Annotated in this window: 21 protein-coding genes and 1 pseudogene; 12 read left to right on the top strand and 10 right to left on the bottom strand. The window is 69.6% G+C overall.

The genetic code is table 11. The features are described 5' to 3' along the window. Positions 1 to 58: 58 nt before the first annotated feature. A complete protein-coding gene (locus ACFWM2_RS06405; RefSeq protein WP_383273586.1) occupies positions 59 to 508 on the bottom strand; it encodes a hypothetical protein in 450 nt (149 codons plus the stop codon). A 170-nt stretch (positions 509 to 678) separates the two neighbouring features. Between ACFWM2_RS06405 and ACFWM2_RS06410 the strand changes: the two genes are divergently transcribed. After that, positions 679 to 1,350 carry a DUF998 domain-containing protein gene (locus tag ACFWM2_RS06410; RefSeq protein ID WP_383273588.1) on the top strand — a complete coding sequence of 224 codons (672 nt, stop codon included), beginning with the start codon at positions 679 to 681 and terminating at the stop codon, positions 1,348 to 1,350. After that, positions 1,347 to 2,000: a TetR/AcrR family transcriptional regulator gene (locus ACFWM2_RS06415; RefSeq protein WP_383273590.1), complete on the top strand. Its 654-nt coding sequence runs from the start codon at positions 1,347 to 1,349 to the stop codon at positions 1,998 to 2,000. The genes ACFWM2_RS06410 and ACFWM2_RS06415 overlap by 4 nt, the downstream gene beginning before the upstream one ends. Positions 2,001 to 2,079: 79 nt before the next feature. Here ACFWM2_RS06415 and ACFWM2_RS06420 read toward each other — a convergent pair whose 3' ends face one another. After that, positions 2,080 to 3,066: an alpha/beta hydrolase family protein gene (locus tag ACFWM2_RS06420; RefSeq protein WP_383273592.1), complete on the bottom strand. Its 987-nt coding sequence runs from the start codon at positions 3,064 to 3,066 to the stop codon at positions 2,080 to 2,082. Between the two features lie 192 nt (positions 3,067 to 3,258). Between ACFWM2_RS06420 and ACFWM2_RS06425 the strand changes: the two genes are divergently transcribed. The 3 genes from ACFWM2_RS06425 (at position 3,259) to ACFWM2_RS06435 (ending at position 6,224) form a co-directional block, all read left to right on the top strand. After that, complete coding sequence (locus ACFWM2_RS06425; RefSeq protein WP_383273594.1) at positions 3,259 to 3,828, top strand: TetR/AcrR family transcriptional regulator; 570 nt, start codon at positions 3,259 to 3,261, stop codon at positions 3,826 to 3,828. A 220-nt stretch (positions 3,829 to 4,048) separates the two neighbouring features. Further along, a complete protein-coding gene (locus tag ACFWM2_RS06430; RefSeq protein ID WP_383273597.1) occupies positions 4,049 to 5,398 on the top strand; it encodes an ABC transporter substrate-binding protein in 1,350 nt (449 codons plus the stop codon). Between the two features lie 88 nt (positions 5,399 to 5,486). Further along, positions 5,487 to 6,224, top strand: a complete 738-nt coding sequence (locus ACFWM2_RS06435) for an SAM-dependent methyltransferase (protein ID WP_383273599.1) — start codon at positions 5,487 to 5,489, stop codon at positions 6,222 to 6,224. 95 nt (positions 6,225 to 6,319) lie between these two features. Here ACFWM2_RS06435 and ACFWM2_RS06440 read toward each other — a convergent pair whose 3' ends face one another. The 3 genes from ACFWM2_RS06440 to ACFWM2_RS06450 all read right to left on the bottom strand — a co-directional run bounded on the left by ACFWM2_RS06440 (position 6,320) and on the right by ACFWM2_RS06450 (position 8,449). Next, positions 6,320 to 7,348: a hypothetical protein gene (locus ACFWM2_RS06440; RefSeq protein WP_383273601.1), complete on the bottom strand. Its 1,029-nt coding sequence runs from the start codon at positions 7,346 to 7,348 to the stop codon at positions 6,320 to 6,322. Next, positions 7,345 to 7,719 (bottom strand): PadR family transcriptional regulator, encoded by a 375-nt coding sequence (locus ACFWM2_RS06445; protein WP_383274219.1) that lies wholly within the window; start codon positions 7,717 to 7,719, stop codon positions 7,345 to 7,347. Before ACFWM2_RS06445 ends, ACFWM2_RS06440 begins: the two co-directional genes overlap by 4 nt. A 280-nt stretch (positions 7,720 to 7,999) precedes the next feature. Beyond that, positions 8,000 to 8,449 (bottom strand): spore-associated protein, encoded by a 450-nt coding sequence (locus tag ACFWM2_RS06450; protein ID WP_383273603.1) that lies wholly within the window; start codon positions 8,447 to 8,449, stop codon positions 8,000 to 8,002. A 398-nt stretch (positions 8,450 to 8,847) separates the two neighbouring features. Between ACFWM2_RS06450 and ACFWM2_RS06455 the strand changes: the two genes are divergently transcribed. The 3 genes and pseudogenes from ACFWM2_RS06455 to ACFWM2_RS06465 all read left to right on the top strand — a co-directional run bounded on the left by ACFWM2_RS06455 (position 8,848) and on the right by ACFWM2_RS06465 (position 10,302). Then, on the top strand, positions 8,848 to 9,195 hold the full coding sequence (locus ACFWM2_RS06455) for a DUF1330 domain-containing protein (protein ID WP_383273605.1): 348 nt from the start codon (positions 8,848 to 8,850) through the stop codon (positions 9,193 to 9,195). Positions 9,196 to 9,452: 257 nt separating this feature from the next. After that, positions 9,453 to 9,770 (top strand): annotated as a pseudogene (locus ACFWM2_RS06460) (class I SAM-dependent methyltransferase); the annotation flags it as partial. A 181-nt stretch (positions 9,771 to 9,951) separates the two neighbouring features. Continuing rightward, positions 9,952 to 10,302: a hypothetical protein gene (locus ACFWM2_RS06465; RefSeq protein ID WP_383273607.1), complete on the top strand. Its 351-nt coding sequence runs from the start codon at positions 9,952 to 9,954 to the stop codon at positions 10,300 to 10,302. Here the strand turns inward: ACFWM2_RS06465 and ACFWM2_RS06470 are convergent. After that, positions 10,269 to 11,498 carry a cytochrome P450 gene (locus ACFWM2_RS06470; RefSeq protein WP_383273609.1) on the bottom strand — a complete coding sequence of 410 codons (1,230 nt, stop codon included), beginning with the start codon at positions 11,496 to 11,498 and terminating at the stop codon, positions 10,269 to 10,271. The two genes, ACFWM2_RS06465 and ACFWM2_RS06470, sit on opposite strands and share 34 nt — an antisense overlap. Positions 11,499 to 11,935: 437 nt before the next feature. Here ACFWM2_RS06470 and ACFWM2_RS06475 point away from each other — a divergent pair, with 437 nt between their 5' ends. Then, on the top strand, positions 11,936 to 12,880 hold the full coding sequence (locus ACFWM2_RS06475) for an SMP-30/gluconolactonase/LRE family protein (protein WP_383273611.1): 945 nt from the start codon (positions 11,936 to 11,938) through the stop codon (positions 12,878 to 12,880). Between the two features lie 178 nt (positions 12,881 to 13,058). Here the strand turns inward: ACFWM2_RS06475 and ACFWM2_RS06480 are convergent, their stop codons facing one another. Then, positions 13,059 to 13,973: an aminoglycoside phosphotransferase family protein gene (locus ACFWM2_RS06480; RefSeq protein WP_383273613.1), complete on the bottom strand. Its 915-nt coding sequence runs from the start codon at positions 13,971 to 13,973 to the stop codon at positions 13,059 to 13,061. 25 nt (positions 13,974 to 13,998) lie between these two features. Further along, on the bottom strand, positions 13,999 to 15,051 hold the full coding sequence (locus ACFWM2_RS06485; RefSeq protein ID WP_383273615.1) for a zinc-binding dehydrogenase: 1,053 nt from the start codon (positions 15,049 to 15,051) through the stop codon (positions 13,999 to 14,001). Positions 15,052 to 15,143: 92 nt separating this feature from the next. Between ACFWM2_RS06485 and ACFWM2_RS06490 the strand changes: the two genes are divergently transcribed. Both ACFWM2_RS06490 and ACFWM2_RS06495 read left to right on the top strand, forming a co-directional pair. Next, the gene (locus ACFWM2_RS06490) at positions 15,144 to 15,704 is read left to right on the top strand and encodes a TetR/AcrR family transcriptional regulator (RefSeq protein WP_383273617.1); all 561 of its coding nucleotides are present in this window, start codon (positions 15,144 to 15,146) and stop codon (positions 15,702 to 15,704) included. A gap of 230 nt (positions 15,705 to 15,934) precedes the next feature. After that, entirely contained in the window at positions 15,935 to 16,699 is a 765-nt protein-coding gene (locus tag ACFWM2_RS06495) for an SDR family NAD(P)-dependent oxidoreductase (RefSeq protein WP_383274222.1), read from the top strand. A 35-nt stretch (positions 16,700 to 16,734) separates the two neighbouring features. Here ACFWM2_RS06495 and ACFWM2_RS06500 read toward each other — a convergent pair whose 3' ends face one another. Both ACFWM2_RS06500 and ACFWM2_RS06505 read right to left on the bottom strand, forming a co-directional pair. Beyond that, positions 16,735 to 17,343, bottom strand: a complete 609-nt coding sequence (locus tag ACFWM2_RS06500) for a TetR/AcrR family transcriptional regulator (RefSeq protein ID WP_383273619.1) — start codon at positions 17,341 to 17,343, stop codon at positions 16,735 to 16,737. A 181-nt stretch (positions 17,344 to 17,524) separates the two neighbouring features. After that, positions 17,525 to 18,013, bottom strand: a complete 489-nt coding sequence (locus ACFWM2_RS06505; RefSeq protein WP_383273621.1) for a MarR family winged helix-turn-helix transcriptional regulator — start codon at positions 18,011 to 18,013, stop codon at positions 17,525 to 17,527. A gap of 114 nt (positions 18,014 to 18,127) precedes the next feature. On the opposite strand from ACFWM2_RS06505, the gene ACFWM2_RS06510 reads away from it, so the two are divergent. Next, positions 18,128 to 18,505 (top strand): HGxxPAAW family protein, encoded by a 378-nt coding sequence (locus tag ACFWM2_RS06510; protein WP_383273623.1) that lies wholly within the window; start codon positions 18,128 to 18,130, stop codon positions 18,503 to 18,505. Positions 18,506 to 18,514 lie beyond the last annotated feature (9 nt).

The raw sequence follows: 18,514 nt of genomic DNA on the forward strand, positions 1-18,514 counted from the left end.
GCCTTCGCGTACCGCACCCGCACCGGGTCGACGGGCGAGGCAGGCCCCTACCGGCCGCTCAGGTCCTGGTCGGGGTTGAACTCGTACCCGAATACGTAGCGGACATTGTCGTACGAGGCGCTCCTGCCCTGCGGTGCGAGCCCCTCAGCCGGTCCGGCCGGCGAAGGGGCACCGATGGCGGGCGCGGCCACCAGTGCGTATGCGCGGGCGAGCTGTTCCAGGGCTGCTGAGGCGTTGCCCGCCTGGGTGTCCGTGACCTGTTGGGCTTCCCTTCGGCGTGGTCCGCCAGGGCCGATTCGGGCCTGGCCACGGCCACGGCATCGACGACGACGAAGTACACGACCGTGCTGATCTCCAGGATCAGAGCCTCGAGGTCGACCCCGTGCCGACGGTCCTGCAGCAGGAGCAGCAGGCCCGTGACAAGTCCGCCTGCCGCGCCCCAGCGCCAGTCGAAGGACGAGACGACGCCCGCGACGATCCAGGGGATGAATCCGCGTAGATAACCCATTGATTGGTCCTTGGTGCATGGAGTGGATGGCCGCGGAGGGGCGCTGTTCCGAAGCCGTCCAGTGACCGATGCGATGCAGGTCACCGCAGCAGCTAAGCGGATAGATGTATCCACTTGCTGTTAGGGTTGTTTCCGTCGGCGTTGCCCATCACGCCACGAGAGGAGTCCGAATGTCGCGCAGGGTTTGGCTTCCGCTGGGAGCGGTGGTCCTGGTGGTGAACGCGTTGCAGTGGGTGGTCGCCGAAGCCGTCACCGCGGCAGCCTGGACCGATCCGCCCTACAGCTACGCCGCGAACTACATCAGCGACCTCGGTGTACCCGACTGCGGCACGCAGTTCCAGGGCCGCGACATCTGCTCGCCGGCGCATTCGCTGATGAACGCGTCGTTCATGGTCGAAGGGATCTTGTTCGCGGTCGCGGTGGTGCTGCTGGCCCGCCTGGTCGAGGGCCGCGCGCGTCGCGTCATCGTCGCCCTCGGCGTCGCGCACGGTGTGGGGATGGTGCTGGTCGGGCTGTTCCACGGCTCCGCGGACGGCCCGAGCTCCGGTCTGGTCCTCCACGTAGCGGGGGCGGGAGTCGGCATCTTGTGCGCGAACACGGTGGCGATCGTCGCGGGGTCCCTGCGGAGCCTGGGACAGTCGCCGGCGTACCGCGTCTTCAGCATCGCGGTCGGCGCCCTGGGTCTGCTGAGTGAGGCGCTGGTGAGCTTGTCGGCAAGCACGGCAGGGGTGTTCGAGCGCGGCGGTGTCTACTCCTGGCTGCTGTGGAGCGTCGTGACGGGCATCGTTCTCCTGGTGAGAAACCGGCGCCGCGCCGCGATGGTGGAGGATGTGTCGGTGTGACCCGGGATAGCGAACGCCCGCTGCGAGCGGACGCGGCACGAAACCGCCGACTGATCATGCGGACGGCTGAACGCATGTTCGCGCAGGGGGGTGCCTCGGTCACTCTCAACGAGATCGCGCGCGAGGCAGGCGTCGGAGTCGGCACGGTCTACCGGCGCTTCCCGGACCTGCAGTCGCTGATCGACGCCCTGTTCACCGAACGGTTCACCGTGTTCCTGGAGCTGGCGGCGGCAGCGGCCGATCAGCACTCGGATCCGGGGCAGGCGCTTCGCCAGTACCTGCTCGACGCGGCGCAATGGAGAGCCCGGGACCGGGCACTGGACGTCATCCTCGCCAACGCGAGCATGGACGCGCGGCCGATCGCCCAGATGCGCGACGACCTGGGCGGCCTCGTGGACGGCCTGGTGGAGCGTGCGGTGGCGGCAGGCGCCGCTCGTGAGGACTTCGCCGGCGCCGACGTGTACGCCTTCCTGCACATGGTCGGCGCCATCGCCGACCGGACCCACGACATCGCGCCCGACGCCTGGCGCCGCTACGCCGAGGTCCTGCTGATGGGCTTCGGCCTGGAGCAGTCCCCGCCGGCCCACACCTCCGCCATGTCCGACGGCCAACTCCGCCGGACATGGCCCAGGCCCGAGGCCTTCCGCTAGCAGCCGGGCGGCGCCATGCAGGTCCTGTACGAGGTGGCGGAACGCAGGACACTGCCGGCGAACCGGAGCCTCTGCGGGCCTACTTGGACTCGACCCGCCCGAGTGGGCTGGGCCCCGCCGCCAGTGCGTCAAGTGCCGCCTGCCACGCGGAATCGCCGGGGTACAGCTCGCTGCGGAGGTACGCCCAGGTGAGCCGCTGGACCGCAGCCACTCGCTCGGGGTTCTCGTCCGTGGTCTCGGCGACGTCGTATCCGGAGATGCCGCCCAGCCCGTGCTCCGCGTCGAAGAGGGTGAGCAGGGATTTGGGACCGGGGGAGAGGACGTAGGGATCGGCGTGCCATTCCGGTCCCCGGACCGTCAGGTGGGCGGAGGCGTCCTTGTCGCCGGCGACCACGAGCGTGGGCGTCGTCATTTCGGAGAAGTCCGTGGTCGAGAAGAAGGAGTAGTTCTCGGCCGTGAATTCGCTGAGGGCATCGCCCCCTCTGCCGGGCGCGGCAAGCAGCACACCCCCCTTGATCCGCTGCTCGGCCAGGTTCACTTCCTTGCCGTCGAGCGGATCGGTGAGCCGGGCGCCCAGCAGCAGGCTCGCGGTGTGCCCGCCCATCGAGTGCCCGGCAACGGCGACCTTGCTCCGGTCCAGGCGCCCGAGGAGCTGCGGGACGGCGGCCTCGACCGCGTCGAGCTCGTCGAGGATGCGTGTCATGTCCTCGGCCCGGGACCGCCAGTACAGAGGCGCCTCGGGATCGCCGGGGTCCAGGCTCAGCGTCCGCGAGCTCAGATGGGTGGGCTGGATCACGACAAAGCCGTGCGCCGCCCAGAAGTTGACGAGAGGGGCGTAACCGTTCAGTGAGGAGAGGTGGTTCGAGAAGCCCTGGCCGTGCGAGAGGAGGATGACCGGCAGATCGCTCCCGGTCACTGGTGCGGAGACCCGCACCTCCAGGTCCACGGCTCGGCCGGGAGCCGGCAGCACCACCGGGCCGACCGAAAGGACGGCAGCGGGCGGACTGATCGCGTCGTGTGTGTAGAGCGAACTGGCGGCGTCGGCTGGGTAAGTCGGATCACTCATGATGCGTATTCCCTTCCATGGCCTCGAACGTGGGCCTCGATCGGCCGGCGGCGGGTCAGGCGCTCAGGGGCGACCCGCTTCGGCTAAACTCAAAGCGGAGCGTCGTTCCGTTTAATATACGGAGCGCTGTTCCGCTTTGTCAATGATCATCGAAAGGGAGGCGCGTTGCCCAGTACAGGCCGGTCCGGGGAGGTGCCGGCCCGCAGCAAGCGGGCCGACGCGCTGCGCAACCAGCAGACGCTGCTCGACGCCGCCGCCGCGGTGTTCGTCACCTCCGGCGTCGACGCGCCGATCCGTGAGATCGCGGCCAGAGCCGGCGTCGGGATGGGGACGATCTACCGACACTTCCCGAACCGTGCGGATCTCGTCGTCGCCGTCTACCGCCACCAGGTCGACGCCTGCGCCGAGGCCGGCCCGACCCTGCTGGCCGGCGCCGACTCCCCGCTCATGGCCCTCCGTCAGTGGGTCGACCTCTTCGTTGATTTCCTGGTCACCAAGCACGGACTCGCCAACGCGATGCAATCGGACAGCAGCGGATTCGACGCGCTGCACACCTATTTCCTCGACCGCTTGGTGCCCGTCTGCGCGCAATTGCTCGACGCCGCGGTCGACGCCGGCGAAATCAGTCCTGGCACGCACGCCTATGAACTGATGCGAGGAATCGGAAATCTCTGCATCGGACGTGAAAGCGACCCCCGTTATGACCCCCGCCGCTTGGTCGAACTGCTCCTCAAGGGACTGCAGCGACCGCAGCCGTCCTGAGGCCAATGTTGAACCCGCATGCGGCGAGGGGGTGTTCGGCAGCGCCGCGTCGCTGGGGGATTCCTGTGTGAACCCGATTCAACGGCTGGGAAACCTTTGCGTTCGCCCATAAGTCGGTCCTTCTGCTTGAAGTCCTTCGTCGCGCACGAGTAGACCTATGGGCTGTTGCGGGTGTTTCGGCAAGTGAGCCTTTGCCACCCTGCCCAGCCAAAGGAGCCCGATGTCCTCGTCGTACGCTCGCCCGCCCGCTGTCGTACCTTCGCGCCGCAGCGTCCTGCGCCAAGCGGCCTCACTGGCCCTCCTCGGTCCCGCGCTGACGGCCCTCGGCGGCACGAGTGCGGCAGCCGCCGCCACGAAGGCCGGTTCGTCGCCGGACTTCGAAGGAGTCACCCTCAAGGTCCTCTGCAACACCCCGCACCTGTCGATGTACAGGAACTTCCTGGCCCCGGCCTGGCAGCAGTTGACCGGTGGCACGCTGCAGGCGACGGCCGTCGACTACACCCAGTTGGCGGACACGATCATCCAGGACGTGCAGAGCGGGACCGGCGAGTTCGACTGTTTCGACTATTACTACTACCTGTTGGGGACGATCGCGGATGCCGGAGCGCTGGTCGACCTGACCAGTTGGATCGCCGCGCAGGGTGACCTGAACACCAGCGACTTCCTGCCGAGCGTCTACGACCCGTACACCGTGTACCGGAGCCGACGCTACGGACTGCCGTACGACGGCGACCAGCACCTGATCTTCTACAACCAGGAACTTCTCGACAGGTATGGGCTCACGCCCCCGAAGACCTGGGCCGCCTACGACGCGGCCGCCAAGAAGATCACCGAGGGCGGCGCCGGCGCCTACTACGGGGCTGTCGTGACGGGCCAGCCGGACCCCCTGGTACTGGGCCCCGCTTTCATCAACCGGCTCGTCGGCTACGGCGGCGATCTCGTCGACGGCTCCGGCCGGCCGATCCTCACCAGGCCCGCCGCGCTCGCCGCCGCCCAGCACCTGATCGACATCGCGCCGTACGCGCTGCCCAAGCCCACCGAGACCGGCTTGGGCGCCGCCACCGACGCCTTCATGGCGGGTCAGGCCGCGCTCGTGGAGACCTGGACGGGTGTGGCGCAGCGGGCCGCCGACCCCACGCTGTCGAAGATCGTCGGCAAGTGGGGCGTAACGGCGCTGCCGCTCGGCGGAGGCAACACGCGTCGCCGCACACCGCTCAACGGGGGCTACGGCGTCGGTGTCTCCGCCGCGTCCAAGAACCGGGACGCGGCGCTGGAGTTCCTCAAGTGGCTGACCAGCACCGACGAGATGCTGCTGGAGACCACCCGGAAGAACAGCGCCATCGACCCCAACCGCATGAGCGTGCTGCACTCCACCGCGTACGCCGCGAACACCCCGTCCGCCGTCGACCTGATCCGCGCCGGCCTCAACGGCACGCCGATGGTCTGGCCCCACGGCCCCGCCGACCCCGACAACCTGCAGCGTCTCGTCGACCAACTCGCCCTGGCCATCGAGGGCAAGCAGAGCGCCACGAGGGCGTTGCGCAACGCGCAGGACGCCTGGACGGCGTAGGCGGCGGACCGGAGGTGAGCGCCGGTTCGGCTTGGCACCGACCACAAATCGAGGTGCACCTGGTCGGCGGCGCTGACAAGATGCGCCGGTGAACCGCGAACAGTTCTCCAAGATCGCCCATGCTGATCACCCGATCAAGGCTCCGCTCGACGACAACTCGGTGCGACGGCTCCTGGAACGCGGTGTTCCGAGCGGTGACGAGCGGGTCCTCGACCTTGGTTGTGGTGGCGGGGAATGGCTCCTGCGCGCCTTGGCCACGTGGCCGCACCTGCGGGCCGAGGGTGTCGACCTCTCCAAGGACGACTTGGCGCAGGCGGGCCGGACTGCCGACCACCTCGGCGTCCGTGAGCGGCTGGTCCTCCACCACCAGGACGCCGTGGACTTCGATTCCCCCCACTCGTTCGACCTGGTGCTCAGCGTTGGGGCGGCTCATGCCTTCGGCGGTCTGCTCGCCACGCTCTCCGCGGCGCGCAAGCACCTGGCCCCCGGCGGCCGGGTGCTCATCGGTGATGGGTTCTGGGACCGCGAGCCCTCCCAGGAGGCCGTAGAAATGCTGGGGAACTTCACCGACTTGGTGACCACCGTGGACCGCGTCGTCGCCGCCGGCTGGACGCCTGTCGACGGGCATGTCAGCACGCGCCGTGAACTGGACGACTACGAATGGGCCTGCTGGGGGTCGACGGCCTCCTGGGCCCTTGACCACCCGGCGGATCCTGACAGCTCACACGTTCTCGAGACAGCCACCATCCGACGCTCCGAATGGCTGCGGGTGTACCGGGACACTTGGGGGTTCGTCTCTCTGGTCCTGCGCCGTACGTCCGATTGATCTCGACCGGTCAGGGTGTCCCAGCTCGCCCCGGAAGGTCCTGCGCAGCCTCCCGTGCTTGCCGCGCAGGTCCCCGCAGCCTCCCGTGCGTCCCGTCAGGCGGCAGGGTGTTGGAGCGACGTGGTGTGTTTCCGGCCTCGGATGCCCATGACGGCCAGGGCGAGGACCGTCACTGTGACCGCGGTTGCCTGGGCCAGCGTGCTGCCCAGGACGGGCGTTGAGATGCTGAGGCCCCGCCAGAACAGCAAGCCGCTGAGGCGGTTGGCCAGGATGACCAGACCGAGTGCGGCGAGGCCGATGGCGCTGCCCATGGTGTCGCTCTGCTGGGCTTCCCGGTTGCGTGAGATGAGCCATCCGACGCCCAGGACGAGGAAGCCTGTCGCGGGTCCCCAGGCGGCATCGGCCGCGGCAGGCACCAGCGTGATGGAGGCACCGATGAGAGTGCAGCAGGCCATGTAGACGAGTCCGGGGGAGCCGGCGGGGAAGCGGGCCGGCGCGGCGTCACGGTGGAAGGCGGCGCAGACCGCGAGGACCGTCAGCCAGGCGAAGAGCATGGTGGTGATGGTGTAGGCGGGCTCGGGCGGGACGCTCCCCTCGGAGAGTTGGATGATGAGCGTGCTCACGGTCGGGAGCGCGGCGAGGACCACGCAGACGCGGGCCGGGCGACGGTGTCCGCCCACGAGGGCGAAGTAGCCGACGGTCCACAAGAGGGGAAGGATCCACTCGGTGCTGGTCCTTACGGCGATGAGCGGACCGTGTCCCGACCAGCCCATCAGGGACATCGCCTGATGAGGCGTACTGGTCGTCCCGAGCCAGGTCGCACTGAGCACCCGGTCGGTGAGCGTGGACGCCGCCTGCAGCAGCAGCGCGCAGAGAGCGAAGAAGCGGGCGGAGGAGCCCAGGAGCGCGTACGGCCCAGGCGCCTTGTCGGTGGCGAGACGGCTGCGTACGGCGAGTGCGGCGATGCTCGCCACTTCTCCGATGGTGGGACGTGACTGATCCTGCTGCTCTTCGTCGGCGTCCCAGAGATAGACCTCGAGCATCTCCTCCTCACGTGCCTGGCGGTAGTAGCGGGGGAGCAGGCGCATGACCGTGCGGTAGCGGGATTCGAGGAGCGTGGTCATGCGGCGCCTCCGGTCAGTCCGTGCCCAGGGAAGGGGGGAGGGGTGGTGTCGGCCGTCGGGTGGTGCCGGCCCGCGGCGATGCGTTCCATCGCGGCGGTGGCGCCGGCGGCCATCAGCTCCGCTTCGGTGTTGAGGGCGCGGATGCCCTCATCGGTCAGCCGGTAGTACCGCCTCAGTCTGCCCTGCTGCACTTCCTCTCGGTCCAGGACGATCAGCCCGTCCGTGGAGAGCCGGTCCAGTACGCCGTACAGCGTGCCGACCCGCAGTTGCAGGGAGCCGTTGGACAGCTGCTCGACCTCCTGCAAAATGCCGTAACCGTGCCGCGGCTGGTCGGCCAGCGCGGTCAGGACGAAGAATGCGGCCTGCGTCATGTTCCGTGGTGCCATGAAGACAGGATATCTCGGATTCCGATATATGCATGTCGACGATACGGGTGTGTCGGCCGTCTCGGGGATCCGCACCCGCCGAACGGCCGTCGTCCGACACGCGCGCTCGCCCTGGCGGAGACCGCGCGGGTTTCCGCCAGGGCGGGCGTGAACGTTGCCGGGCCATTGGCGGGGGCGCCGCCCCGATGACCGTCAGCCGGCGCTTCGGGACGGTCGGGCCGCAGGACGGCGGCATGCCGGACGTGGTGACCGGGCGGAGGCCGGGTCAGCGGGTGTAGGTGACCCGGCTCTCCTTCAGGGCGGCGCAGTTGGAGCCGGACACCTGCACGTACACGTTTCCGATGCTGCCGCCCCAGTCGACGCAGTGCCCCTTGCCGTAGACGTACGTCGGACCCGCGTACGACGTGTACGTCCCGTAGTCCTCGTCGCCCTGGTCGGTGTCGGCGACGTAGATCCAGGCGGACATGTCCACGGCGGTGCCCGGGGTGTTCCGGATGGTCGTGACGCAGTTCTTGCCGTTCGAGGAGTTGTAGGTCAGGTAGACGGTGCCCCGCGAGCCGATGGGTGCCGAGTTCACGGTCTTGTAGCTGCTTCCACAGACCTTCTGCGGTGTGGTGTTGGGTGCGGCGGAGGCGGGTGCCGCCAAGGCGGTCGTGGCCCCCAGCGACAGAGCCGCTACTGCGGTGGCGCCCAGGGCGGAACGGGTGAATCGCATATTTCCCCCTTGTGAGTGTTGGAGTCGTTTGCTCCTGCCTGGTGTGACCTGCGACTCACATGAATGGTTGTGCCTTGTCGGCAAGTTCAGACCGAAAGGGCGTACGCCCAGAGGCGTCCCCTCGCCACGTAGTACCCGCGGCCGTCGTGGAACCGACCGCCCTTCGCAGAGCGCGCTCGGAGGACGACCACGGCGCTTCAGCGGTGTTGGGGGCGAGCGGTTCCGTCGTGCCGAGGACCTCGCTGACAAGCTGTGCGAAGCGCTCCGGCTGGACACGGGCAGAGGCCACTTGACGGGCCGTAAGGTCCCGGCGGCCTACCTGCCAGGTAATCGACCCCGGCGCGGGCCGCATGCCACGATCAGCGGCGTACGGAGCCCCGACTGACCGGAAGGACACCATGACTGCCTACGCCATAGCTCACCTGCGGGACGCAGCCCCGCACCCGGAGATCGCCGAGTACATGGAGCGCATCCCCGCCACCTTCGCGCCGTACGGCGGCCGCTTCCTCGTTCACGTCACGCAGCACGAGGTGAAGGAGGGCAGCTGGCCCGGGCACGTCGTGGTGATCGGCTTCCCCGGGATCGCCGAGGCGCGGGCATGGTGGGACTCACCCGCATACAAAGAGATCGCACCACTGCGCTCGCGGCACATCGAGGGCGACATCATCCTGGTCGAAGGCGTCCCTGAGGGCTACGACCCTGCTGTGAGCGCAAAGGCGGTGCGGGAGGCCATGTCCGCCGACTAGGCCTCGAGTTCCCCCGGGCTCGGCCATCTCCGACCACCGCCGGCCTACGGCCCTCACGGCCGCGGTGAACCGGAGCGTTACTTCGACGTCGGTGCCAGGTGGGCGGCAGGGGACGACGTCACCGGGATCGTCCCCTGCCATCGGCGCGAGGCCCGTGCGAGGGTGATCGCATGACCAGCGAGATCAGGTTCGAGCCCGACCTCTACCGCAGCACTGCCGAGTACTACGACCGGTTCCGACTCTCCTACCCCGACGCGATGATCGCCGATCTCGTACGCCGGACAGCCCCGTCGGGGCGCGGGGCCCTGCTCGACCTGGCTTGCGGCACCGGTCAGCTCGCCTTCCCGCTGCGGGACCGGTTCGCGAACGTATGGGCCGTGGACGCCGAACCCGGCATGACCGAAGTGGTCCGCGCCAAGGCGAACGCTGCCGGCGCAGCCAACATTCGAGCGGTCACCGCCGACGCCGAGGGTCTTCACGCCGGATCGGGGAGTTTCGAGCTGATCGTCATCGGCAATGCCTTCCACCGGCTCCGCCGCGAGCGGGTCGCCGAGCGCGCCTACGCCTGGCTCGGGCCCGGCGGCTGCCCGGGGAACCGGGGGGGTGCGGAAAACCTCGACGGGGGGCCCAGACAATACGAAGGGGTTTGCCCGGTCTCTTCCTCCCCCCCCTCCCCCCCTCTTCCCCCCCCTCCTCCCCCCCCCCCCCTCGTCCCCCCCCCCCTCCTCTTCCCCCGGGCCCCAGGACTGGCAGCGGGTGCTCGACGGTCTGCTGCGCACCTGGCAGAACACCCTCGGCGTGTCCGGACGCGTTCCCTTCGGCTGGGACCGGGCGAGGATGCAGAACCCGGACCACGACGTCTTGTCCCGTGCCGGGTTCGAGCCCGCCGGGCGCCCCGAGTTCTCCGTCGAGCACCACTGGACGATTCCCGAACTCGCCGGGTACGTCCGGTCGACGTCGTTCCTCCCGCCTCCGGTCCTCGCGGACCACGCCGACGAGTTCGACGCCGACCTCGCTGCCCAACTCGGCCCCTACGCGGCCGAGGGCCGCCTCACCGAAATGGTCTGCTTCGCCTACGAGTTGGCCCGCAAGTCCGCATCCGCGTGACCGCCGGGAGACCGGCCGTGCCAGAACACCACCGGCAGCGACTCGAGGCCTCGCATCAGGCGCGTATGCCGCCACTGGAGGTCCTCGGCCGGAACGGCGAGTCGAAGCCGGCCGCAGCGGGTGAGAAGGGTGTCCAGAGCGATCTCGGCTTCCGCTCGGGCGAGGGGCGCGCCGAGGCATCGGTGGATGCCGTGGCCGAAGGCGAGGTGGTCCTTGGCCTCGCGATCGAGGTCGAGTCGGTCGGGGTCGGGGAAGTGCGCCGGGTCGCGGTTGGCGGCGCCGGGGGCGATGAGCACGGGGACGCCGGGCGGGATGTCGGTGCCGCCGAGGGTGAGCGACTCCGTGGAGTAGCGGAAGGTCGCGATGCCGACCGGGGAGTCGAACCGCAGCAACTCGTCGAGGACGGTGCCCATCAGCTCGGGAGCTTCACGCAACTGGGCCAGGGAATCCGGGTGTTGGAGCAGGGCGAGGGTGGCGTTGCCGATGAGGTTGGTCGTGGTCTCGTGACCGGCGACGAGCAGGAGGACGGCGAGCGATACCAGTTCGGACTCGTCGAGTGCGTCCCGGCCGTCGCGGGCGGCGATCAGATCCGTGAGGAGGCTGTCGTCCGGCGCCCGACGCTTGGTCTCGACGAGGCCGGCCATGAACTCGGCGAGGTCGTGCGAGGCGGCGTCGATCCGCGCCGGCTGCCCGGCCGCGAACAGGTCGTTCGACCATCGACGCACGGCGGGCCGGTCGGCTTCGGGTACCCCCAGCATGTGGCAGATCACGGTCACAGGCAGGGGGACGGCGAGGTCCTCGACGAGATCTGCACGGCCGTCGGGCAGGAAGGCGTCCACCAGCTCGGTGGTGACCTGTTGGATGTAGGGGCGAAGCCGGTCGACGGTGCCTCGCGTGAAGGCCTGGGTCACCAGACGGCGGAGCCGGGCGTGTTGGGGCGGGTCGGTGGCCAGCATGGTCCGGGAGACGGCGGGGTGCAGATTGCGCTGAGAGGGCTGGTCGGCGAAGAAGCGTGCGGTGTTCTTCGACAGGCGCGGATCGACGAAGGCCGCGCGGGCCTCGGCGTAGCCGGTGATCAGATAGCTGTACCGCCCGTTGCCGGTGGGGACCTTCTGCACCGGGCCAGAACTTCGCAGCTGGGCGTACGCCGGGTAGGGGTTGTGATGGAACTCCGGTCCCTGGAGCGGGTTGCTCATACTCGTCCTCGTGCCGTTGGATGCGTCGCCTGGGGACACACGCTACGTCCCGGCGGCGGAGATCCTTGCCGACGCCGGCTTCCCTTTGTCGGGTCGAGCGATGCCGACGTCGGGTGACCGGTGCCGACGACCCGTCGGGTGACCGGTGCCGGACGACCACCGGTTTGACGATGCCGACCCAGGCTTCCCTCGTAGGGTCGAGCGAACCGGTCGCGGAAGTTCAGCAGGTGGCTTCGACGTCTGTGGAGACGTCAGATTCCTGTCCCGTCAAGGGAGTTGACACTCAGTCGTGCTCTCAGCGATGTCGCGCGGGACTCAGGCGTCCTTGGCCGGTGGGCCACGTCGCGAAGTAGAGCAAGTCTCAGGCGTCTCACAGGGTTCGCTGATTCGCTGTGCTCACCATGTCCCACCCCCCACCCTTCTCGGAGGCCCGACCCATGGTCCGGAACCACTCCACGCCGTCCCGACGCGCCTTCCTCGGCGGTGCCGCCCTCGCCACGCTCACCGTGGCCGCCGGCGCCGGTTCGGCGAACGCCGCGTCCTCCAAGGCGACTTCCGCATGGCCGACCGAAATCCCGCTCCCGAACGGCTTCCTCTGCGAGGGGATCACCATCGGCAGAGAGCCGTACGCGTTCATGGGTTCCCGCGCCAACGGCGCCGTCTACCGCGCCGACCTGCGTACGGGCACCGGCTCGGTGATCTACGCGGGCGAGACCGGCACCGTCACCAACGGGCTGAAGCTGGACCACGACGGCCTGCTCTACCTGGCCGGAGCCGCGGGAGGGACCGCGAGAGTCGTCGACTCCCGGACGGGCAGGCTCGTCACCACGTACCAGTTGACCGCCCCGGATCAGTTCATCAACGACGTCGTGCTGCTCGGCGACCGGGCCTGGTTCACCGACTCCCGGGCTGCGGTGCTCTACGGCGTACCGCGCGGCGGTACGGGTGAGGTGCGCGCCCTGCCGCTCAGCGGCGACTGGGTGCAGACGCCGAATACGCTGAACGCCAACGGACTCGTCGGCACTCCCGACGGGCGGAACCTGATCGTCGTCAGCTCCGGCAAGCTCTACCGGGTGGCCCTGACGTCCGGTGCGGCCACCGAGATCGTGCTGAATGGCGCGGCCGACGTCTCCACCGGCGACGGTCTCGTCCGCATCGGCCGCACGCTGTACGTCGTACAGAACCGGCTGAACACCGTCAGCGTGTTCACGCTCGACTCCGAGGTGACCACGGCCACCCTGAGCCGCACGATCACCGACCCGCGCTTCGACGTCCCCACCACCGGCGCTGTCTTCGGCGACCGCCTCTATCTCGTCAACGCCCGCTTCACCAGCCCCCAGACGCCTGACACGACGTTCAGCGCCAACGCCGTCACCCTCTGACGACGACAGCGGCCGCCGTACGGGGGCGGTAGCTGACGTACTCAACAAGAGGCGGCACCTCCGCACGGGATGCCGCCTCTTCGTGGACGCTGTCGTACTCCACGGCTTCGATCCGCCACGGTGCGCCCTCTCCAGAGCGTGCCGGGCGGACCCGCTTGGCCTGTACGTCCCCGCTCGTTCAGTGGGCCGTCGCGACGAGGCGTCGCAGTGCGGCCTGGGCGGGTGGACCCCACGTGGGCTTGCCGCCGGGGCGGCCGTGGACGCCGGCGTCTCCGATGTGGATGCCGCCGAGGGCGCGCAGCGCTGCCCAGCCGCGGGCGCGGCGCAGGGTCGCGGCGTCCGGGCTCGGCCGGTAGGTCTCGTGGAAGAGGTCGGCGGCGCCGTCCGGCAGCAGGATCCAGGCGGCGGCGAGGTCGCAGGCCGGGTCACCGGCGAAGAGGTCGCCGAAGTCGATCACGCCGCAGAAGGTGCCGTTCGCGGTCAGGATGTTGGCCGGGTGCAGGTCGCCATGGAGCCAGAGTCCTGGGCCCGCCCAGTCGGGTGCGGCGGCGGCGTCCTCCCAGACCGCGCGGACGGCGTCCGGGTCGGGAATCAGCCCCAGTTCGGTGGCCGAGGCGAGTCCGTGGGTGAAGCTTTCGGCGGTGTCGGCCAGCGGACCACCGCGGTCTCGCCCTGCGGGCGCCCCGTCGGGGGCGGGGCGGTGAAGGGCGGTCAGGAAGCCGGCCAAGGTGACGGCCGCTTCCGCGGCGCGCGTAGCGGGGGCGCGGTCGGCGGGCTCGCCGGGTACCCAGGTGGTGACGAGCCAGGGCCGCGGAAACCTCTCGGAGGGCTCACCGAGGCGCTGTGGAACGGGGACTTGAAGGGGAAGGCCCGGAGCGAGGGCGGGCAGCCAGGCGTGCTCCTTGCGCAGCAGCGCGTCCGCGGACTGCGTCGCCCAGGGCAACCGGACGGCGAGGTCGTCGCCCAGCCGCCACAGCTGGTTGTCCCAGCCACGCGCCCCGAGCCGTACAGGGCGGTCGGCCAGGTCGGGGTGCTGGTCGCGCAGCAGATCCCGGATCAACTCGGCGGTGATCTCGATCTCGGTGTCGGGCATGCGAAGCAACGATAGCGATCGTCGCCTAGAAGGGGTGCATGACGATCTTTCCCACGTGACCCCTGTTGGCGAGTTGTTCCTGCGCCTGGGCGGCCTGGTCCAGTGGGAACGTCGCGGCGATGACGGGCTGGATCTCGCCCTGACGAGCCAGGTCCATGAGGAGCCCGAAGTGCGTGGGCGTGTGCATCGAAGAGCCGATCACCTGCGCGTTGTGCAGGTAGAGACGGCGCACATCAAAAGTCACTTCGTACCCGCCCAGTGCGCCCGCGACAACCCATCGGCCGCCCTCGCGCAGCAGCGGCAGTCCCGCACTCACCAGGTCGCCGGCGACGACGTCGAGTGCGACGTCGATGCCCTCCGGGGCGGCGGCGCGGAGCTGATCGCGCACGTCTCGTGCGCGGTCGACGACTTCGTGTGCGCCCGCCTCACGCACCGAATCGATCTTTGATCCGCTGCTGATGGCGAGCACCCTCGCACCGCGCGCACGGGCGAGCTGCATCAGCGCGACGCCGACACCGCCGGACGCCCCCGAGACCAGGACGGTCTCTCCCGGCCGCAACCGACCTCGCTCGATCATGCCCAGCGCCGTGCCGTAGGCCGTCGGCAAGGTCGCGAGCTGATCGTCCGTGAGCGGGGATTCCGTCACGTCATGTACGCGCTCCGCCGGCGCGGTCACGTACTCGGCGTAACCGCCGTCGCGTTCGCTCCCCATCAGACCCACCGGGTTCGCATCCGGCCCTTCGCGGTCGTAGATCGCCGGGTCGACGACCACTCGGCGACCGACGAGGCTCTCGCCCACGTCGGCGCCGACCGCCACGACCCGGCCGGCCACGTCGGCGCCCTGGACGCGCGGGAAGTCGACCGGGCCTCGCCAGCCCGACAGCGCCTTCGGGTCTCCCGGGCGGCCGTAGGCACCCTCCCGGGTCCACAGGTCGGTGTTGTTCAGGGCTACCGCGCTGACCTGGACCAGTACCTCTCCTGCCTGCGGGGCAGGAACGGCCACCTCCGTCAGCTCAAGAACCTCCGGCCCTCCGTGCGCCGTGATCCGCACCGCGCGCATGGTCTCGGACGCACCCATCGCTCAATCCTCCTCGCAGGTATACTGATCTGTGAACTTCGACCCACGGTACACCGATCAGTGAAGGGGTGCTGGTGCAGGGAGTACGGCCCATGACGCCGGCCGGTCGCCGCATCGTGGCGGCCGCCGAGGAGTTGTTCTACAACCGCGGGATCACGGCGGTCGGCGTGGATCTGATCGCCGAGCACTCGGGCGTAACCAAGCGGACCCTGTACAACCAGTTCGGTTCGAAGGACCATCTCGTAGCCGCCTGTCTCGCGGAACGAGACCAGCGCTGGCGGTCACTCGTCCGCGCAACCGTCGACGCCTGCGACGGCCCCGTCCAGGCCGTCACCGCACCCTTCGACGCGCTGCGGACCTGGAGCCGTACCAACACCCGCGGATGCGCGTTCATCAACGCACTGGCCGAACTCCCGGACCCCTCGCATCCGGCGCACCGCATCGCCGCGAACCAGAAGCTCTGGCTGCTGAACCTGTTCAAGGAACTCGCCACCGCGGCGGACTGCTCGGGCCCCGCCACCCTCGCCGCACAGCTCCTCGTGCTGCACGAGGGTGCTCTCGCCACGCAGCCGCTTCCGCTCGACACCCTTTCGGAAAGCACTGACCTGGCAAGAGCCCTGGTGCGAGCCGGCGTGTCGACCGGCTGCGGCTGATGTCCCGTCACGGCGTGCCGGAGTTCGATGATCTGCCGTCGGCCCCGAAGGGACCCTCCGGGCCGATCGGCTCCGTATGATCTCCGCCTCCAATTGTGGACTTGCCAGTCCATTTTTTGCGTCGCACAGTGGCACCTGCGCCCTGGTTGCCCAGGGCCCCGGCCGGTCGAAGGCGGTGTGCGACTCGGCCGTACGGGTTCACGGTGGAGAATCGAACAACGGAGTGGATCATGTCGATGCGGCTCGCGGGCAGGACCGCGCTGGTGACCGGAGCGACCAGCAACATCGGGCGGGCGGTCGCGGAAGCCTTCGCCGCCGAGGGGGCGCACGTCGCCGTCTCCGGCCGTAACGCCGAGCGGGGCAAGGAGGTCGTCGACGGGATCCTCGTACGTGGCGGCCGTGCCGACTTCGTGCAGGCCGACCTGGACGGCAGCGCCGCCGCCTCGCAGGCACTCGCCCAGGAGGCGACGGCGATCCTCGGCGGCCGTATCGACGTCCTGGTCAACAACGCCGGCATCTACCCCGGTGACGCCACCGCGGCCACCGACGAGAAGACCTTCGACCAGGTCTACGCAGTGAACGTGAAGGCCCCGTTCTTCCTGACCGCGGCCGTCGCCCCCGCCATGGTGGAGGCCGGCAGCGGGGCGATCATCAACCTGGGTTCCTGGGTCGCGCGCCTCGGAGTTCCGATCGGCGCCCTCTACAGCTCCACCAAGGGAGCCGTGGAGACACTGACCCGGGCGTGGGCGGCGGAGTTCGGGCCCCACGGGGTACGGGTGAACGCGATTTCCCCGGGGGTGGTGCTGACGCCCGCACCGGGAGAAGTCCACCCCGGCGAGATCATGATGAAGGGCACCCCCGCTGGGCGGCTGGGCACCCCTGACGCCGTCGCGAACGCCGCCGTGTACCTGGCCGGTGACGAGTCGTCATTCGTGCACGGCATCGTGCTCGACGTCGACGGCGGCCGTACCGCCGTCGCGGTCATCGCCGGCTGACGCGCGGGATCGGGCCCGGGCCGCGCCACGCCCGTTCACGCCACCGCGCCGCCCGCGCGCCGCAGATCCGCGATCCCCTGATCGAGGGCGGCGCGCAAGTGAGTGGACTGACCCGTCGACAGCAGGATCGACACGCCCCCTTGGAGCGCGGCCAGCAACGCCGCGGCCCGCATGTCGACATCGAGTTCGGCGGGAAGCCTGCCGGCCGCCTGCATTGACCTGATGCCCGCCGCCAGGCTCTCCTGCCAGTGGCGCATCAGCTCGATGACGATCGCCCGCGTGCCGGGAGTCGAGCGCCCGATCTGCAGGAACAGCGACCCGAGCGGACACTCGTCCCCCTGGATTTCGTAGCGCTTGATCACCACGTCCCGCCACTGCCCCCAGGCTTCCCACGAGTCGAGGCGGCCCAGATAGGGCTGCTGGTCCTCCAGGACCTGGTCCGCCTCGAACTGGGCCACTGCGACCAGGAGTTCGTCCTTGCCGGTCGGGAAGTAGTGGAACAGCTGGCTCTTGCTGGTGCTGGTCCGCGCCATGATGTCGTCCAGCGTCGCCGACGCGACGTTCTTCTCCCGCAGCACCGCCGCGGCCCCCTCGACGATCCGGCTCCGCGTCGCCTTCCCCTTCGCCGTCAGCTCGCCGCGCATTCCGCACCCCTTCTGAAAATGGACTTCCTGGTCCAGGGTATTGCTCCGGCCGTGCGGTGACCTGTGCCCGGACGCGCACCGCCGCCGGGGGGTTGATGCGGGCGCCGGCCGCAGACCGAGGCGCGTGCACCGTGGTGGCGAAGTCTCGCTGGTCAGGGAGCCGTCCGGGGTTCGGCCGCGCTCACTCGGGAGGCTCGGTGGCTGGGTCCGCGCAGGATTCTTCGAGGTAGTCGCGTGCGAGTGCTGCGGCGCGCTGGAACCAGTCGGCGATTACGGCCGTTTCGTCGGGGGCGTAGCGCGTGAAGAGTTCGGTGAGGCGGACGTAGTACGGCACATACAGCGCCTCCACGCGGGCCGCCGCGTCCGGGACGGCGGTGACGCGCACTCTGCGGCGGTCGGCCGGGTCCGGGCAGCGGGTGACGAATCCGGCGCGCTCCAGACGGTTGAGGATGCCGGTCACGGCTCCCGTCGTGACATGGGCGCGTTCGGCCAGCTGACCGGCCGTCGGCGGGGCGTCCCGCGCCTCCAGGACGTACGCGAAGCAGATGAGATCCGTGACGCTCACACCGAGCTTGCGGGCGAACTCCTGTTGGCCGATGACGCTTGTCGCGATGAGGTCGTCCATGGCGCGGATCGCGTCCTGGGCGGCGAGGCGGGGCTTGCCCTCCATTGAAGTTCCCTTAGTACATAAGATAAATTCCTTACTTGCTAAGGCATCATACGGCGTCGTGGCGTGACAGCGGCATGCCCGGGCGCGACCGGCCGGGCCCGAGGAGGTCGGCACATGAGTGGACACCAGTACGACGAAGGGCACACGGTCGCCGGATGGGTCGGTACCGCGGTGGCGGCGGCCGGCACCGCGGTCACCGGCGTGGGCATGTGCGGCTGGCGGCCGGGGATCGCGCTGGGGCTCGGCGTCATGGCCTCGGCGGTGCTTGTCACGTGGGTCCTGCACCTCGCCGGCTGGGGGAAACCGTCCGGACCCCGACCCGTCGATCAGTGGAGTCTTCGGGTTCGCGACCGTTCGGCGCGTGCGGGGCACGCCGGCTGCTTCGGGTGCCGACTGGCCGGCCGGCGCGGTGTCCCACGGCCGGCGAGCGATTCTTCCCAGCCGGTCGTCCCGGCTCCGGAAGCCGGTCTCCCGGCTGAGGTGTCGTCCTGACGGATACGT

Source organism: Streptomyces sp. NPDC058371, assembly GCF_042723265.1.
Classification (GTDB): domain Bacteria; phylum Actinomycetota; class Actinomycetes; order Streptomycetales; family Streptomycetaceae; genus Streptomyces.

Coding starts and splice junctions, on each gene's coding strand:
- ACFWM2_RS06405 (WP_383273586.1), bottom strand. CDS start 508: ATGGGTTATCTACGCGGATTCATCCCCTGGATCGTCGCGGGCGTCGTC.
- ACFWM2_RS06410 (WP_383273588.1), top strand. CDS start 679: ATGTCGCGCAGGGTTTGGCTTCCGCTGGGAGCGGTGGTCCTGGTGGTG.
- ACFWM2_RS06420 (WP_383273592.1), bottom strand. CDS start 3,066: ATGAGTGATCCGACTTACCCAGCCGACGCCGCCAGTTCGCTCTACACA.
- ACFWM2_RS06430 (WP_383273597.1), top strand. CDS start 4,049: ATGTCCTCGTCGTACGCTCGCCCGCCCGCTGTCGTACCTTCGCGCCGC.
- ACFWM2_RS06440 (WP_383273601.1), bottom strand. CDS start 7,348: ATGACCACGCTCCTCGAATCCCGCTACCGCACGGTCATGCGCCTGCTC.
- ACFWM2_RS06445 (WP_383274219.1), bottom strand. CDS start 7,719: ATGACGCAGGCCGCATTCTTCGTCCTGACCGCGCTGGCCGACCAGCCG.
- ACFWM2_RS06450 (WP_383273603.1), bottom strand. CDS start 8,449: ATGCGATTCACCCGTTCCGCCCTGGGCGCCACCGCAGTAGCGGCTCTG.
- ACFWM2_RS06455 (WP_383273605.1), top strand. CDS start 8,848: ATGACTGCCTACGCCATAGCTCACCTGCGGGACGCAGCCCCGCACCCG.
- ACFWM2_RS06470 (WP_383273609.1), bottom strand. CDS start 11,498: ATGAGCAACCCGCTCCAGGGACCGGAGTTCCATCACAACCCCTACCCG.
- ACFWM2_RS06475 (WP_383273611.1), top strand. CDS start 11,936: ATGGTCCGGAACCACTCCACGCCGTCCCGACGCGCCTTCCTCGGCGGT.
- ACFWM2_RS06480 (WP_383273613.1), bottom strand. CDS start 13,973: ATGCCCGACACCGAGATCGAGATCACCGCCGAGTTGATCCGGGATCTG.
- ACFWM2_RS06485 (WP_383273615.1), bottom strand. CDS start 15,051: ATGGGTGCGTCCGAGACCATGCGCGCGGTGCGGATCACGGCGCACGGA.
- ACFWM2_RS06490 (WP_383273617.1), top strand. CDS start 15,144: ATGACGCCGGCCGGTCGCCGCATCGTGGCGGCCGCCGAGGAGTTGTTC.
- ACFWM2_RS06495 (WP_383274222.1), top strand. CDS start 15,935: ATGTCGATGCGGCTCGCGGGCAGGACCGCGCTGGTGACCGGAGCGACC.
- ACFWM2_RS06500 (WP_383273619.1), bottom strand. CDS start 17,343: ATGCGCGGCGAGCTGACGGCGAAGGGGAAGGCGACGCGGAGCCGGATC.
- ACFWM2_RS06505 (WP_383273621.1), bottom strand. CDS start 18,013: ATGGAGGGCAAGCCCCGCCTCGCCGCCCAGGACGCGATCCGCGCCATG.
- ACFWM2_RS06510 (WP_383273623.1), top strand. CDS start 18,128: ATGAGTGGACACCAGTACGACGAAGGGCACACGGTCGCCGGATGGGTC.